The 15,184-nt window shown below is 65.3% G+C and carries 16 protein-coding genes; 4 read left to right on the top strand and 12 right to left on the bottom strand.

What is annotated here, in order from left to right; genetic code table 11:
* Positions 1–5 precede the first annotated feature (5 nt).
* The 5 genes from GGR04_RS00080 to GGR04_RS00060 form a co-directional block, all read right to left on the bottom strand.
* Entirely contained in the window at positions 6–929 is a 924-nt protein-coding gene (locus tag GGR04_RS00080; RefSeq protein WP_183196627.1) for a LysR substrate-binding domain-containing protein, read from the bottom strand.
* Between the two features lie 414 nt (positions 930–1,343).
* Complete coding sequence (locus tag GGR04_RS00075; RefSeq protein ID WP_183196625.1) at positions 1,344–4,484, bottom strand: efflux RND transporter permease subunit; 3,141 nt, start codon at positions 4,482–4,484, stop codon at positions 1,344–1,346.
* The gene (locus GGR04_RS00070; protein WP_183196623.1) at positions 4,481–5,752 is read right to left on the bottom strand and encodes an efflux RND transporter periplasmic adaptor subunit; all 1,272 of its coding nucleotides are present in this window, start codon (positions 5,750–5,752) and stop codon (positions 4,481–4,483) included. Before GGR04_RS00070 ends, GGR04_RS00075 begins: the two co-directional genes overlap by 4 nt.
* Before the next feature lie 194 nt (positions 5,753–5,946).
* A complete protein-coding gene (locus tag GGR04_RS00065; RefSeq protein WP_183196620.1) occupies positions 5,947–7,410 on the bottom strand; it encodes a PRC-barrel domain-containing protein in 1,464 nt (487 codons plus the stop codon).
* Between the two features lie 79 nt (positions 7,411–7,489).
* Positions 7,490–7,654 (bottom strand): DUF1328 domain-containing protein, encoded by a 165-nt coding sequence (locus tag GGR04_RS00060; protein ID WP_183196618.1) that lies wholly within the window; start codon positions 7,652–7,654, stop codon positions 7,490–7,492.
* Positions 7,655–7,824: 170 nt separating this feature from the next.
* Between GGR04_RS00060 and GGR04_RS00055 the strand changes: the two genes are divergently transcribed.
* Positions 7,825–8,736, top strand: a complete 912-nt coding sequence (locus GGR04_RS00055; protein WP_183196616.1) for a diacylglycerol/lipid kinase family protein — start codon at positions 7,825–7,827, stop codon at positions 8,734–8,736.
* Positions 8,737–8,789: 53 nt separating this feature from the next.
* On the opposite strand, the gene GGR04_RS00050 is transcribed toward GGR04_RS00055, so the two are convergent.
* From GGR04_RS00050 to GGR04_RS00025, 6 genes are all read right to left on the bottom strand, one after another.
* Complete coding sequence (locus tag GGR04_RS00050) at positions 8,790–9,158, bottom strand: hypothetical protein (RefSeq protein WP_183196614.1); 369 nt, start codon at positions 9,156–9,158, stop codon at positions 8,790–8,792.
* A gap of 108 nt (positions 9,159–9,266) precedes the next feature.
* Complete coding sequence (locus GGR04_RS00045) at positions 9,267–9,533, bottom strand: hypothetical protein (RefSeq protein WP_210291594.1); 267 nt, start codon at positions 9,531–9,533, stop codon at positions 9,267–9,269.
* Between the two features lie 122 nt (positions 9,534–9,655).
* Positions 9,656–10,099, bottom strand: a complete 444-nt coding sequence (locus tag GGR04_RS00040) for a hypothetical protein (RefSeq protein ID WP_183196611.1) — start codon at positions 10,097–10,099, stop codon at positions 9,656–9,658.
* A 3-nt stretch (positions 10,100–10,102) separates the two neighbouring features.
* Positions 10,103–10,453, bottom strand: coding sequence for an ElaB/YgaM/YqjD family protein (locus tag GGR04_RS00035; RefSeq protein WP_183196609.1), 351 nt, complete (start codon positions 10,451–10,453; stop codon positions 10,103–10,105).
* Positions 10,454–10,591: 138 nt separating this feature from the next.
* The gene (locus tag GGR04_RS00030; RefSeq protein ID WP_183196607.1) at positions 10,592–11,143 is read right to left on the bottom strand and encodes a sigma-70 family RNA polymerase sigma factor; all 552 of its coding nucleotides are present in this window, start codon (positions 11,141–11,143) and stop codon (positions 10,592–10,594) included.
* 5 nt (positions 11,144–11,148) lie between these two features.
* Positions 11,149–11,367: a NepR family anti-sigma factor gene (locus tag GGR04_RS00025; RefSeq protein ID WP_183196604.1), complete on the bottom strand. Its 219-nt coding sequence runs from the start codon at positions 11,365–11,367 to the stop codon at positions 11,149–11,151.
* A gap of 272 nt (positions 11,368–11,639) precedes the next feature.
* On the opposite strand from GGR04_RS00025, the gene GGR04_RS00020 reads away from it, so the two are divergent.
* The 3 genes from GGR04_RS00020 to GGR04_RS00010 all read left to right on the top strand — a co-directional run bounded on the left by GGR04_RS00020 (position 11,640) and on the right by GGR04_RS00010 (position 14,439).
* Entirely contained in the window at positions 11,640–12,431 is a 792-nt protein-coding gene (locus GGR04_RS00020; RefSeq protein WP_183196602.1) for a response regulator, read from the top strand.
* A 328-nt stretch (positions 12,432–12,759) separates the two neighbouring features.
* Positions 12,760–13,725 carry a sensor histidine kinase gene (locus tag GGR04_RS00015; RefSeq protein ID WP_183196600.1) on the top strand — a complete coding sequence of 322 codons (966 nt, stop codon included), beginning with the start codon at positions 12,760–12,762 and terminating at the stop codon, positions 13,723–13,725.
* 432 nt (positions 13,726–14,157) lie between these two features.
* Positions 14,158–14,439, top strand: coding sequence for a YMGG-like glycine zipper-containing protein (locus tag GGR04_RS00010; protein WP_210291593.1), 282 nt, complete (start codon positions 14,158–14,160; stop codon positions 14,437–14,439).
* 357 nt (positions 14,440–14,796) lie between these two features.
* On the opposite strand, the gene GGR04_RS00005 is transcribed toward GGR04_RS00010, so the two are convergent.
* Positions 14,797–15,184 (bottom strand): hypothetical protein (locus GGR04_RS00005; protein WP_210291592.1); only part of this gene is annotated, 388 nt, incomplete at its 5' end.

Raw genomic sequence — 15,184 nt, 5'->3', positions numbered from 1 at the left:
CTAGCCTATCGGGCTCCGCCATGGGAAGGCGGCTGGGGCGATGCCGCCTGCGGGAAATGGCCGAGGATCCAGTCGCGGAAGGCACGGATCTTCGGCACGTTGCGCCGGGCGGTCGGGTAGACGACGCGGTAGGCGCGCCCCGCCGGGCAGAGGATGTCGAAGGGCTGGATCAATTGCCCGCGCTCCATCTCGTCCCGGTAGAAGAAGGGCGTGAGAAGGGCCGCGCCGTGACCCGCCATCGCGGCGATCGCTTCGAGGTCCTGACCGCCCATCCGGCTGCCGCGCGGGATCTCGGGCAACGCGTAGTCGACCCCCGCCCTCTCGAACCAGAGCTGCCACCAGGGATCGTCGATGTCGATCCGCGGCAGCGAGACGATGTCGCGCGGCGACGACAGAGGTCCGAACCTCGCGAGATAATCCGGCGAGACCATCGGCGTGAAGACGGCTTCGATCAGGGGATGGCTCGTCAGGCCAGGCCAGTCGCCGGTGCCGGCGCGAATGGCGACGTCGAACTCGGAGCGTTCGAGATCGACCATATCTCGCGAGATCGAGCTGCGCACCGCGAGATCCGGATGCGCCATTTGGAACTCGCCGAGATGACGCGCCAGCCAGCGGGTCGCGAAGGTCGGGATCACCGTCAGCGTCAGCACGTCCGCCGCCGTGCCCCGGGCAGACGCGAAGCCTGTCGCGATCAGGTCGAGGGCGCTCGTGCAGTCCAGCGCCAGCCGCTGCCCGATCGGCGTCAGCCGGACGCGGCGCGCCTCGCGAACGAAAAGCGGTGCGCCGACCCGCTCTTCCAGCACCTTGATCTGATAGCTGACCGCGGCCTGCGTCATGCCAAGTTCTGCGCCGGCCTGCGTGAAGCTGCCGAGGCGCGCGGCGGCCTCGAAGACGCGGACGGCAGCGAGCGGGGGTAGGGCGCGATTCATGATGCATCAGGTCTCCTTATGCATCATGCGCGACGTTCGATTGGATCGGCAAGCCGTCCGGGCGGCAGATGGCAGGACCGAAATCGACCGGGAGTCCCTGCCGTGCCGAACCGTTCCAACGACCTCCGCACCCTGCGACCGGCCGTCTCCGTCCGGCATCTCACCCGCCGAGGGTGGGCTGCCCTGCAACGTATGGCGCAGACCTTCGGTCTCGCAGATCGCCCTCCGACACTCGGCGAAGACACGTCGGAGCATCTCCTTCGCGATGTCGGCCTGCTCGATGGTCGCTCGCGGCCTCGCCCTTGCGAGCGGGACCAACTGGACCTTTGACGTGCAGAACCGCGATGCGGGCTCGCTGCCGCGTTCCACGTCGGGCTGTTATCGCCGACGTGACGAACGTGCGGGAAGCCGACCTCAGCCGTGCGCTTCGCCTCCGAGCCCCATTCGTTCGGCCTCGGAGATGTCGCGCTGCAGTTGGCTGGTGGCGTGCACGTTGGGCTTGGAGAACCGCGCCAGCGCCAGATAGGCCACGGGCGTGAGGAACAGGGTCGCGACCGTCGCGAGGCCGAGCCCGCCGACGATGACGTAGCCGAGGCTGACGCGGGCCTCGGCGCCCGCACCGGCCGAGAACATCAGCGGCACACCGCCGACGATCGTCGCGATCATCGTCATCATCACCGGTCGAAGCCGGATGATCGAAGCCTGCTCGATGGCCTCGCGCACGCCCGCGCCGCCTTCGCGCAGCTGGTTGGCGAACTCGACGATGAGGATGCCGTTCTTGGCCATGATGCCGACGAGGAGCACGAGCCCGATCTGCGAATAGAGGTTCAGCGTCTCGCCGAAGAAGGCCATGGCGTAGATCGCGCAGGCGACGCCGAAGGGCACGGTGGCGATGATGATGAGAGCCGACACGAAGCTCTCGAACTGCGCCGAGAGGACCAGGAACACGATCACGATGGCGAAGCCGAAGACGAGCGCGAGCCCGTTCGACGTTTCCTCCAGCGTCGCGGCCTCGGCCAGTGGCACGAGGCGCATGTCGGCCGGCAGCTTGCCGACGGCGAAGGCCTGCACGTCGGCCCAGCCCTGACCGATCGAGTAGCCCTCGTGCAGGTCCGCCGACATGGCGACCGAACGCGACTGGTTCTCGCGCGCCAGCGTCGGCGCGATCGCCTCTTCCGTGATCTCGGCGATGGTCGACATCGGCACGAAGCGGCCGTCCTTGGTCTTCAGGTAGATGTTGGCGAGGTCGCCGGGATCGTTGATCGGCTCCGAGGTCGAGACGATGTGGATCGGCACCGAGCGGTCGTCGACATAGGTCGTGGCGATCTCGCGCCCGTCGAGCAGCGATTGCATCGCCGCGGCCAGCCCGTCGATCTCGATGCCGAGATCGGAGGCGCGGGCGCGGTCGATCTTCACCGAAAGCTGCGGCTGCGTCGTGTCGAAGGCGAGCTGCACTCGGCCCCAGCGCCCGTCGGCGTTCATCGCCGCTTCCAGCTCTTCCGCGACGTCGGAGAGCCCGCCATAGGTCGGCCCCGCAACGGCGAACTGCAGGCCGCGCCCGCCGCCCCGAATGCCCAGAGAGTTGGGCTGGATGGCGCGCGCCTGCACGCCGGGAATGTCGCGGAAGGCGACGTTCAGTTCGGCCGCAATCTCCTGCTGCGTGCGCATCCGCTCGCCCCAAGGCGTCAGCGTCATCACCATGAAGGCCGAGTTGCCCGCGTTGGTGCCGATGCGCGCGAAGATGCTCGTCGCCTCGCCGCTCTCGACATAGGGCAGCACGATCTCCTCGATCCGGCGCATCTGGTCGTCGGTGTATTGTAGGCTAGCGCTCTGCGGCGCGGTGATGCTCATCAGCACGCTGCCGCGGTCCTCGGTCGGCGTCAGCTGCTGCTGCAAGCCTTGAAAGGTGAAGACCGAGGCGCCGGCGAAGATCAGAGACGCCACCACCATCAGAAGCGCGTTGTTCAGTGCCCCGCGCAGCAGGAAGGCGTAGAGGCCCGCGAGCCATTCGCCGAGGCGCATCGCGCCGCGCTTCACGAAGCCCGGCCTGGCCTCCGCGTCGCGCTCCGGCAGGAGATGCGCCGCCAGCATCGGGCAGAGCGTCAGCGCGATGAAGGCCGAGAGCGTGACCGAGATCGCCAACACGAAGCCGAACTCGCGGAAGAGCCCGCCCGCGACGCCCGGCAGGAACGAGATGGGGATGAACACCGCCGCCAGCGTCGCCGTGGTCGAGATGACCGCGAAGAACACCTCGCGCGTGCCGAGCACCGCCGCCGCCTTGACGGACATGCCCATGTCGCGGCGCCGGATGATGTTTTCGAGCACGATGATGGCGTCGTCCACCACCATGCCCGTGGCGAGAACGAGGGCGAGCAGCGTGATGATGTTGAGCGAGAAGCCGACGAGGTAGACGCCGGCGACGACGCCGATCAGCGCGATCGGGATGGTCACCGTGGGGATCAGCGTCGCGCGGAAGTTCATCAGGAAGGCGTAGATCACGGCGACGACGATCACGATCGCCAGCGCCAGCGTGAGCTCGACCTCGTGGATGGAGCCGTTGATGAAGGTCGCCTCGTCGGAGGTGATGACCATGCGCGTGCCCGCGGGCAGCGAGGCGTTCAATTCGGCCACGGCCTGCCGCACGCCTTCCGAGATCGCGATCGTGGAGGAGCCCGCCTGCCGGATGATGTCGAGCCCGATGCCCGTCTCGCCGTTGACGCGCAGCTGCGACGCCGCCTCGTCCGGGCCGAACCGCACGCTCGCCACGTCGCGCAGACGCGTGTCGGCGTTGAGCAGCACGGCGCCGAAATCGTCGGGCGTCGAAAGGTTGGCGTCGGCACGCACCACGAGGTTCTGCGTCGGCCCCTCCAACGATCCCGCCGGCTGGTCGAAGGCGGCATTGCCGAGCGCGGCGGTGACGTCGGCGAGCGTCAGACCGCGCGTCGCCAGCTCGTCGGGTCGCACGTCGACATAGATCAGCTTCTCGCGCTCGCCCGAAAGCGTCACGTCGGCGACGCCTTCGACGGCTGCGACGCGATCGGCGATCCGGTCCTCGACCAGCGTGGTGAGATCCTCGATCTTCATGCTGTCGGAGAGGATCGCCAGCCGCATGATCGAATCGGCGTTGGCGTCGGCCTTCACGATGCGCGACTCGTCGGCATCCTCCGGCAGGCGGTTGGCGATGCCCGCGACGGCGTCGCGCACGTCGCTGGCCGCCACGTTCAGGTCGGTGGCGTCGGTGAACTCGACGGTGACGCGGCTGTTTCCGAAGCGCGAGGACGACGAGATCGACGCGATGCCGCTGACGCGCGCCACGGCCCCTTCGATCTCGCTCGTCAGCTGCCGGTCGACCGCTTCGGCCGAGGCGCCCTCGAAGGTCGTGGTAATCGAGATCACCGGCCGGTCGACATTCGGCAACTCGCGGATCTCGACCGAGTTGAAGGCTGCGAGGCCGGCGACGATGAGGAGGAGGTTGACGACGATCGTGAAGACCGGCCGTCGTACGAAGAGCGAGGCGAGGGCGGTCAGTCCGTCGCTCTTGTGCTCGGCGCTCATGGCGTCGAGCTCCCGGTGGAGCCGATCGCCGCAGCGGCGCGGCGCGCCGGCGAGGTTTCGCTCGTCACCGGCTGCGCCGGCGCATCGGGCGTGACCGGGGCAGGAGGCGCCGTCACGGGTGCCCGCACCCTGACCTTGCCGCCGTCGCGCAACTGCTGGATGCCTTCGACGATGACCGCGTCAGCCTCCTTCAGAACGTCGGACGCCACCAGCACGCGATCGACGTTTCGCTCGACGATGCGGATCGGCGCCTTGCGCGAGGTCTCGTCCGCGACGGTCCAGACGAAGGGGCCGGTCCGCTCCCACTGCACGGCGAGGGGATCGACCGAGAGGAAGCTGTTGCCCTCGAAGGCGACATCGACGGCGAAGGACATGCCGGGGCGCAGGCGATCGCCGACATTCTCGATGATCGCCTCCGTGCGAAGCGTCCGGCTCGCCTCGTCGAGGCGACTGTCGAGCGCGCTGATCCGGCCCTGGTAGGTCTCGCCCGAGCGCGTCGTCGGCTGCGCCGAGATCGGCTGGTCGGTGCGCAATTCGGACGCGAAGCCTTCCGGCGTGTTGAACACGATCTTGATGCGCGAGCGATCGTCCACGGTGGCGATGAGCGTCGTGCCGTCGACGAGCGCGCCGACATCGAGATCGAGAATGCCGACGCGGCCCGCGATGGGGGCGACGATATTGCGCTTGGCCAGCGCGATCTCGGCCGACTGAAGGTCGAGCGCCGCGGAATCACGGGTGCGTCGAACCTCGTCGAGCTGGACGGAGGTGATCGAGGTGTTGGCGGAGAGCGAGCGGTAGCGTGCGAGCTGGTCGTCGGCGGCGGACAGCACGATCCGCGCCCGCTCGACCGCCACCTTCTCCGCATCGTTCTGCAGCACCGCGAGGATCGCCCCCGCCTCGATCGCATCGCCGGACCGGAAGCCGATCTGGGTGATGATGCCGTTGGCGTCCGGGCGCACTGCGACCGAGCGGATCGCCTCGCCGGTTCCGATCGCCCGCAGGCGGTCGCGCGTCACGGCGGGCACCACGGGGTCGGTGACGACGAGGGGGAGGGCGGTCTGCCGGCGTACCTCGCCGCTCGGCGTGGCGCCGACCTTGACGGCATCGTCTGCCGGCGAGATCGCGGAAACCAGGCCCTTCACAGAAGCGGGCAGACCTTCGACCTCGGCGAGAAGGTAGCGACCGGGCACCGCGGAGAAATGCAGCCAGACGCCGCCAGCCAGAACCAGCACGACGATGGTGACGAGGATCTGCCGGAGAAACGCCATGAACACCTTCGAGCACGAACGATGCGGAGATCGCAGAAGCCTACACGCTACGGGAAGCCATCGCGCATTCGGTTTTAAATGTTCGTAGGGTTGGCTTCTAAATGAACGTCCGAGATGCGATCTCGCGTCGAACCTGTTGATCTCACTCACTTATTGGTGTCACCAGCTGGGATCGCAAACCGATCCCATTCGCGTTACCGCACACCCACCGCGCCACCCGCGCCCGAACTGCCATTCGGGTTGGCGAGCCGCATGCGATCACGGTCCGTCGCGTACTGGTCCTTCTTGTACTCGGGGGCACCGCGAAGTTGCTCTCGCGTGAAAAGCGTCGTCAGCGTCGGACGGCCGGCTGCATCGCGCATGAACTGGAGATTGTCCATCGCGACCGCGACGGGTTTGGCGCCGATACCGAGGAAGCCGCCGACATCGACGATGATCGCATCGACCTGCCCTTGGTCGCTCATCGCGATGTCACCGACCGAGCCGATGGCGGCCTCGTCCGGCCCGAGCACCTTCGTTCCCAGCAAATCTTCCACCGACAATTCGCTCGCCGCCATGGGGGCGAGCTGCGAGGCCGATCCGGCGGCGGGGTCCGCTGCGGAGACGGCCGGGCCCTCCGTCGTGTCGGTGGCGAGCTGCGAGCCGGCGGCGGCACCCGCCGCGATGCCCGTCGCGGCCGATGCCGAGGCCGTTCCATCCGTCGTCACCGCTCCGGTGCTCAGGGCGACAGCATCCGCTGCCGGCTGAACCTGACCGGGTTGGAAGGTCGGAGCCGCCCGAAGCTCGTCCTTCGTCGCGGCGAGGCTGACGATCGGACTGGCATCGTCGGAAGGAATGAACGCGACGTCGTCGAACGAGACGGCCACGTCTTTTGTGGCCAGCCCCAGGAAGCCGCCGACCCCGATCACCACGGCGTCGAGCGTCGAGGTTCCCGAAAGGACGAGGTCGCTGATCTTGCCGATCGTATCGGAGTCGGTGGTCGCGCCCGCGTGCACGCTCTGGCCGATCAAGGTCCGCGTGAGATACTGCTCGGGGCCGGGAGAGGCGATATAGGCGCCGCCGCCGGGTGCGAGGTCGGCCGATGCGGTCGCCGGATCGATCGTGCTGGCCGCCATGTCCGGCGTCGCAACCCCCGAAGCCGGAGGCGAGTCGCCGTCCATCGCGGCGTCGTCCGCGTCGGGATCGGTCACCGCGGGAACGGCATCCTGCACGGCGGCCGTCGGCGTGACCGCGAAGCTCGGCGCGGTGTTCAGTTCGTTACGGGTTGCGAGAAGGATGCCCCGCGCCGGTTGACCATCGACCTGTGTCCAGCGAAGCTTCTCGGGCGGGACCGCGACCATCTTGGAGCGGTCGCCGAGGAACGCGCGCGTGTCGATCACCGCCGCCACCAGCGTGCCGTCCGCGCCGACCACGAATCCGTCGACCCGTCCCGCATTCTCCGCATCCGGCTTGTCCGACGCGAAAAGCTCGGCGCCGGTGAGCCGCGACGCCAGATATTGGTCCGGCCCGAGCCCCTGAAGATAGGACGGCCCCGCCGGCGCATCGGCTGGTGCTGCCGCGGGAACCTGGATCGTAGCCGGGGCAGGGGTCGTCTGGGCGAGGGCAGGCGATGCCAGGCATCCCACCAGCATCGTGGTTGCAAGAAGTCGACGCATCATCGAAGCGCTCCCGTTCCGTATCGTGCAGGCAGTTGCCGGCGCCGTCTGCGGCACCGGTTCTCCGTCTTCGGAGCGATCGTCAGGCGAAGACGATGATACCGAAGAACAGCAGCAGAAGAATGCCGACGAGGACGATGAAGATCAGGATCTTGGCGATGCCCGCCGAGGCGCCGGCCACCCCTCTGAACCCGAGCAGGCTCGCGATCGCGGCGACGACGAGAAGAATGACGATCCATTCGATCATGGGTTGGGTTCCCGGCAGATATGGTCTGGAAGATGGCCGAATCGACGCCCATCCGGTCTGCCGAAATATATAGGCTCCGCACTGGCGACGGCGATGGGCTTCACCCTCGAAGAAGCCACATCTTGCGCCATATCGGTCGAACAGTTCCCCCGCGAGAGGCACCCCCCGCGATGAAAGTACACGCCATCCTCAATCGCGACGGGGGAACGCTTCGAACGACGGATCTCGATCTTTTGAGCACGACGATCCGCGACGAGTTCCGGATTCACGGGCACGAGATCGAGGTCGATGTGCTCTCCAGCTCGGAGATCGGCGAGGTCATCGCCACGCAGTCCCGGCGGACCGATCTGGATGTCCTGATGGTGGCCGGCGGAGACGGGACGGTGTCGTCGGCCGCTGCCGCCGTGGCGGGTTCACGCATCGCTCTCGGGCTGCTGCCGGCGGGAACGATGAACCTCTTCGCCCGAAGCCTGCAGATCCCGCTCGATCTCGACGTTGCGGTCAGGGCGCTCGCAACGGGCCGCATCGCCGCCGTCGATATCGCCAGCGTCAACGGCGAGTACTTCGTCCATCAGTTCGCCGTGGGTCTTCATGCCCGGATGGTGCGCATGCGCGAGCGTCTCGACTATGCCTCGCGTATCGGCAAAATGTGGGCGAGCGTGCGGGCGATCGGCTCCGCCATCCAGAACATGTCGACCGTGGAACTGAAACTCGACGTGGACGGTAAGCGCGAGACGATCAAGACGCCCGCCGTCGCGATCAGCAACAACATCTACGGCGATGGCCACGTGCCGTTCGCCGACGATCCACAAGGCGGGAAGCTCGGCATCTACCTCATGCGCTCGAGCGATCGCGGGGCCGTGCTCAAACTGACGGCCGACATGATGCGCGGCGCATGGAAGGCGAACGAGCATCTCACCGTTTCGGGCGCCGACGAGATCACCATCGAATACAAAGGCTCGAAGACCCATCGACGCGCCGTGATGGACGGGGAGTTGAAGGATCTCGCCCGGCTCTCCAAGGTCAAGATCCACAAAGGCGGCTTGAACGTCCTCGTTCCCGACGAGGTGACGTTCGTCTGATCTCGTAGGCCCCTTCCGTGTCAGTTGAGGCCCTCGATCTCTCGATCGGGCCTTTAAACTTCGGTGCGCCCATCCTGATGAAGAGGGTGTGTGTCAGCTTGGTCGTCTGGGTCGACATCTGCCGCGTCTGCCGAAGCGTATGTGTGTCCGCCTTCGGCCAGCATGGAAAGAGCGTCCCGTATCCGCATCTCCAGCGGCTCGAACTCGCCGCCGCGATCGGTTTGATCCCGATCCGCCATCTGTCCGGCATAGGCAGCAAGCCATTCGCGCTTTTCGTCGATGGTCATGCCGAGATTGGAGAGAACGTCGTCGATGTCCCCTTGGGTGAGGGGTTGAGGAATGCCCCGAATGCCACCGTCTCCTCCTGCATCTGGGGCAGTCGCGGCGGGCTTGCGATCCCGGAACGAGCGTGGGTCACTCATGGTTCATTATCCTCGTGTTCGGGGAAAACGCGAGGGCGAGGAATGGGTTGCCGAACAAACGAAAAACGGGCCCGAAGGCCCGTCATCTGCTTGGCATCTCGTGGCCGCTCAGTTCGGAGCAGTACCTTTCGCCGCGCCACCGGCATTGGACTGACCCGGCGTCACGGTGGTCGAACTCGATCCCGTCGCCGTCGCGGGCGCGGTGTTCACACCGGAGTTTGCCGCCCCACCGATGTTCTGGTCGGGCTGCGTGCTGTTGAAGACACCAAGACCCGCAAACACGATGAGGGCCAACACGAGACCTCCGATCAGAACGAAGAGAACCGGACGCCCGGTTCGACCCTGTCTTGCCTTGTCGGTCCTGAGTTCTGCCATGTTCGTCTCCTGTCGAAGGGTCGATGGCGCACCGTGCACCATATCGTCGTTTCAACGGCCGCGACGGCAAAACGATCCGCCGCGGCCTTGTGTCGTCACAGTCGCAGAGACGCCGCTCAGTCTCACAAGCCACGGTCTCGAAACCCTCGAAGGCTTCGGATCAGACCCCAGGCCGCCACGCCGACGACCGGAAGCAGCACCAGCGACTTGCGCCGACGCAGCGTCGAAAAGATCAGCGGCATGTTCGACAGCGCCGCGATGCTGGCGATGGAGGCGACGTCACGTTGCACCCGGTCCGCCGCCCGTTGGCGGGGCGGGCGGCGCGCGATCGTCAACAACACGTAGAGACCGAGAATGCCGACGAGGCAGACGATCGCAAACCCGATCGAAGTCTGCACCGTGCCGAACCGATGCGCCAACCAGACGAAGAGCGCACCGAGAAGAAACCCGATCATCCCTAGCGCCAGCAACGCCATAGCGGCGTAAATCGCCGCCGCCGTACGAAGGCGTGCGATGTAGATCGACGCCTCGCCGGTGAAGAGCTTGGTGATCAGCTGCCCGATCATCGTTTAGCGGAAAAGACGGGCGTAGACGTAACCGACGGCGGCGGCGATGAGCACGCTCTTGATCGGCTCCGAACGCACCCGCTCGCTAACCTGATCCTCGAGATCGCTTGCGGTTTCCTGTGCCTGACGTAGGTAGCGCTCGCCACGGTCGCGCACGTCGTCCCGAAGGGCATAGGCCTGCGAACGCGCGCTGTCGGCTCGGCCGCCAGCAATCGTCTTCAGCGTTTCCACGACGCCGGCGACATCCTCGCGAAGCTTCGCGACCTGGGTCTCGAGATCCTGTTGCGCGTCGTCGGCCTTGGCGCTCGAAGCGGCTGCGGAGAATTCGTTCGGGGTGGAGTTCGTAGACGACATGAAACTTCCTTTCGGGCTGTAACGCGACCGGATCCCTGCGCTTGGCTGCGCCGAGAGGCGGTGCTGAAATGCTTCGTTGCGATGCAGGTTCCGCCCATCACGCGATTCCCGGCACAACTTTCGTCCGATGTCCCGCCTTCACGCGGCGGGCGCGACGCCGATGATCTGCGAATTGATGGAATCGGGCCCGAACTCGCCGTCACCCTCGATCCCGAGTAGGTCGGCCATCCGGGTTCTCGCGCGCGACACGCGACTCTTGATCGTCCCGACCGCACATTTGCAGATGTCCGCCGCCTCCTCGTAGGAAAAACCGGAGGCGCCGATGAGGATCAGCGCTTCGCGCTGGTCGTCCGGCAACTGATCGAGCGCCTTGCGAAAATCCTGCAGATCGAGATGGCCTTGCTGCTCGGGGTGTCCGGCGAGCTGCATGGCGTGAATGCCGTCGACGTCCTGGACCTCGCGTCCTTTCTTGCGCATCTGCGTGTAGAACTCGTTGCGCAGAATCGTGAACAGCCAAGCCTTGAGGTTGGTCCCAGGCTGAAACGTATGCTGCTTGTCCCACGCCTTGACGAGAGTTTCCTGCACGAGATCGTCGGCACGATCGAACGACCCTGCCAGCGATGCTGCGAAGGCACGCAGGTTTGGGATGATCGAGATCAGTTCTTTACGGAAATCCGGCTCCTGACCCATTCGCGTCAACTCCGCTTCGAGGTCTGAGAATTCGACTCGGCGGTATCCAGTGCATCCAGCAGAGAGAGAAAGCGATCGGGCACGGGCTCTCCCGCGACGTCGTCGTAATAGGCCTTGAGGCGCTTTCCGATCGCGGAGGAGGGACCCAGATCCGCTCCCGCATCCGTCGACGGAACCGGCGACGCCTCGGATGCACTCACATCCTTGTTCTTTCGGTCTTCCATCCAACCTCTCGCACGTTGTCTCGTTCGCAGCGGCTCACCCTCGCAGCGCGCGAGGCGATAGATGTGAGAGTCGTCACATTCCGCAAGGCGTCTGCAGGCGCCGGCGGAAACTTGCCGACGGAGGCTAGCGTTTCACGTATCCCGCATTACTTAGTGCTTCGCCCTCGATTTCCATATGGATCGCGGGTCGATGAATTGCCAGCCGACGACGGCTGACGACGCAGGCTCGGACGGGACGTTCCCGCCAACCAGAAGGTACGAGGGGAGTATTCATGTCGATGTCCTCGCGCATAGCGCCGCACATTCCCTATCTCCGGCGTTATGCTCGCGCGCTCAGCGGCTCGCAGGCTTCGGGAGATGCGTACGTCGCCGCCGTGCTGGAGGCGCTGATCGCCGAACCTAGCCTGTTCGACAAGCAGGAAAGCCCGCGAATCTCGCTCTACAAGCTGTTCTCGTCGCTCTGGCAGTCCGTCGAGGTCAATGTGCGCGAGGATACGCCGGTGTCGGCGTGGGAAGAGAAGGCTTCTCGCAATCTCAGGGGCATCTCGCCGCTGCCGCGACAGGCGTTTCTCCTAGTCGCCGTCGAGGGCTTCACCACGGAAGAGGCCGCGGTGATCCTCAGCGTGGGCGAGGCCGATTTCTCCGAACTGATCGATCAGGCGAGTTCCGATATCGGCCGTCAGGTCTCGACCAACATCATGATCATCGAGGACGAGCCTCTGATCGCGATGGATATCGAGCAGATGGTCGAGAGTCTCGGTCATGGCGTCACCGGCATCGCGCGCACCCATAAGGAAGCCATCGAACTGTTCGAGCAGCAGAAGCCGGGCATGGTGCTGGCCGACATTCAGCTCGCAGACGGATCGTCGGGCATCGATGCGGTGAACGACATCCTGTCGAAGGTCTCGGTTCCCGTGATCTTCATAACGGCTTTCCCGGAGCGCCTGCTGACGGGCGAGCGTCCGGAGCCGACCTTCCTGGTGACGAAGCCGTTCAACCCCGACATGGTGAAGGCGCTGATCAGCCAAGCCTTGTTCTTCGAAACAGAGCGCGAGGCGGCGTAGCGCCTCGGCCGCTTCTATCGCGCTTGCGAAACCCGACCTCCGAGCCTTGGGTTCCCCTGCTTCCATACGACGTGTCGTCCCTTGTCGTATGGCACGTCAAGAATGTTCGGCACCGTTGATGGAACCGCGTCCAGTTCGCTTCGTTTGTCCGAGCAGAACGGCAGCGCGACAGGCGAACATCCATTCGGGGTTAAGGTGTTTGATCTATGAATCGTCGGCAGGTGGGGCGACGGGAGGCTTTGTGCGATGGAGGTCTTGCACAAGCAACGCTCGATCTGGGGTGGACCGCTCGGCCGGATGGTCCCGTCGCTCGAAAGAACAGCGTAACATGGTAGCCTACAAGGCTTTGAAGGCTCTCGCGAACACGGAGATGACGCTGTTCGCACAGGATCTCGAGCTTCGCTACCTCTGGCTTTTCAACGCGCAGAACTCGTGGCTCGCAACGGCGCGAAACGGCAATTCGGACCATGACGTCCTGGTCGGTGCCGCAGCCGACCGATCACATGCGATCAAGTCCGATATCCTGAAGACGGAACAGTCTGCGCGTTTCGAGCTGCCGGTACCCTTTGCCGGATCGATGCGGTGGTTCGATATTCGGATCGACGTCGATCGCGACGAAGCGGGCGCGGTGATCGGAATTATTGGAACGTCACTGGAAATCACCGAGCAGAAGCGTCGCGAAGAGACGTTGAAGACGTTGCTTCGAGAGGTTTCGCATCGAAGCAAGAACCTGCTTGCCATCATCCAGAGCCTGGCCAGCCAAACCGCCCGGCATTCCCTCACCGTTCCGGAATTTCTCGTTCGGTTTCGTGGACGTATTCAATCCTTGGCGTCCTCGCAGGATATCGTGACCGAAACCGACTGGCGGGGTGCCGACCTCTTCAGCCTCGTCACGATGCAGGTGGAACGCTATGCCCCCGATGGCATGGCGCAGGTGCAGTTCGAGGGTCTCGACGTTTACCTGTCGCCGACCGCAGCCCTGCATGTCGGGCTCGCTCTGCACGAGCTTGCCGTCAACGCCGCCTCCTACGGCTCGCTCTCGGTTCCCGGGGGCCGCGTCGCGATCCGCTCCTCTCTCGAGGAAAAGGAAGGGCAGACGCTTCTGCTACTGCAATGGTTGGAAACCCGCGGTCCACGCGTGCGGCTCGACCATGATCCGCGCTTTGGGACGTCGACGCTGGAGAGGATCGTTCCCAACTCGGTGGGAGGCGAGGCTGAGCTCGACTACCGACCGGAGGGGCTTCAGTATCGGCTGCGCGTTCCCCGCAACCAGTTCGAACTCATCGACGCATAAGCCACGGCTTCGATATTCGCAAAATTCTTGGCGACGCGATGCGGTCGCCTGTACCGGATCGACGCTATCCCAGTGATCGTCCATGTGAATTCCCCGCGAGAGGGATCATGGCTGGCGATCGACACATGGCGACGTTGCCGGACGACCGCTGACTTGTCCTCCCAACCTGGGTGGATCGATGCGTGCGCGTCCAGTCTCATGTGGAGGTGCCGGCGAGGGCGACCGGGTTCTGACCCTTTCGGGCGACCGTCCCGTCAACCCCGCCGCTCCGTATCGCGTTCGATCCGTCACGTCGTTCGTCGCCACGCAGGACGACGTCGGCAAGCCATCGTCGTCCGCCCGCCTGTTTTTTCGAGATCGCCTTCGTGTCGCTGGACGAGGACGGGAACGACGCTAGCTTGTGACGACGGGACAGTTTGCTGGAGTTTTGTGATGAGAACGATGATCATGGCGGCGGTGGCAGCCGGAACGATGGCGTTGACCGGTTGCCAGTCGGTGGACCGAAACGTGGCGATTCCCGCCGGTATCGGTGCATTGGGCGGCGCTGCGATCGGTGCGGGCATCAGCGGCAATGCACGCGGCGCTCTGATCGGTGCGGCCGTCGGCGGCGCTGGCGGCGCCTTGCTGGGCGCGGCGACGAACCGTCCCGGCCAGTGCGTCTACCGCGATGGCCGCGGTCAGCGCTACACGGCCGAGTGCCCGGCGGGTTACTGATCATCCACGGCGCCATCTCTCTGGGATGGCGCCGCCTTCGTCTCCTGATGGATCCCTACCCGTGAATCGTCACCTTCGATCGGCGTCCGTTCGCTTCGCTCGTCGTGTCGGACAGCCTGTTGCCGCTGCGGTGATCGGCGTTTCGGCGCTCGTCCTGCTGACCGGCTGCCGCGCCGACGTTCTGCCGGCGGTGTTTGGGTTGGGCTCCGGCGGCATATCGGCCTACGCTCCCGGCAAGCTCCCAGTGGTCATGGCACATGACGGCGACAGGTTGCTCGGCCAGTCCGGCACGGAAACTGGCCGTTGCATCTACGAGAATGGGGTCGGACGACGTTTCCGGGCCGACTGCCCGTCAGGCTACAAGCCTTGAGTTGAGGCAGGGCTTTGCACCTCACCGGCACGGCTCGTCAGATGGTCGAGGGCTTCCACGATCTCGGCTTCGGTCTGGATGCGACGTGGAAATTCGATTCGTCGGATGTAGGGCAGGCCCTGCGATCGAGTGTCGAGGCTTTCAACCCGTCGGCGTCCAGCGTCAGGACATGCCAAGTTTGACGAGCGCTCATCCGGCAGCGATAGCGTCCGCCCGATCCGTTCGCTGAATCGCTGGTTCAAGCGTGCGAGGATCTCGTCGTCCCGGTCGATCAGGTCTGTGGAGCGCACCCCGTTTTGACCGGACAGGTGGCATAGCCGATAAGGCATAGGCATCCGCCTATGAGTACGACTATGTCGAAAGCTCCTGATGGCC

Source organism: Aureimonas pseudogalii (genome assembly GCF_014196835.1).
GTDB lineage: Bacteria > Pseudomonadota > Alphaproteobacteria > Rhizobiales > Rhizobiaceae > Aureimonas > Aureimonas pseudogalii.
Note: the sequence above shows the minus strand (reverse complement) of the source record. Positions and strands in the feature narration are given on the sequence as shown.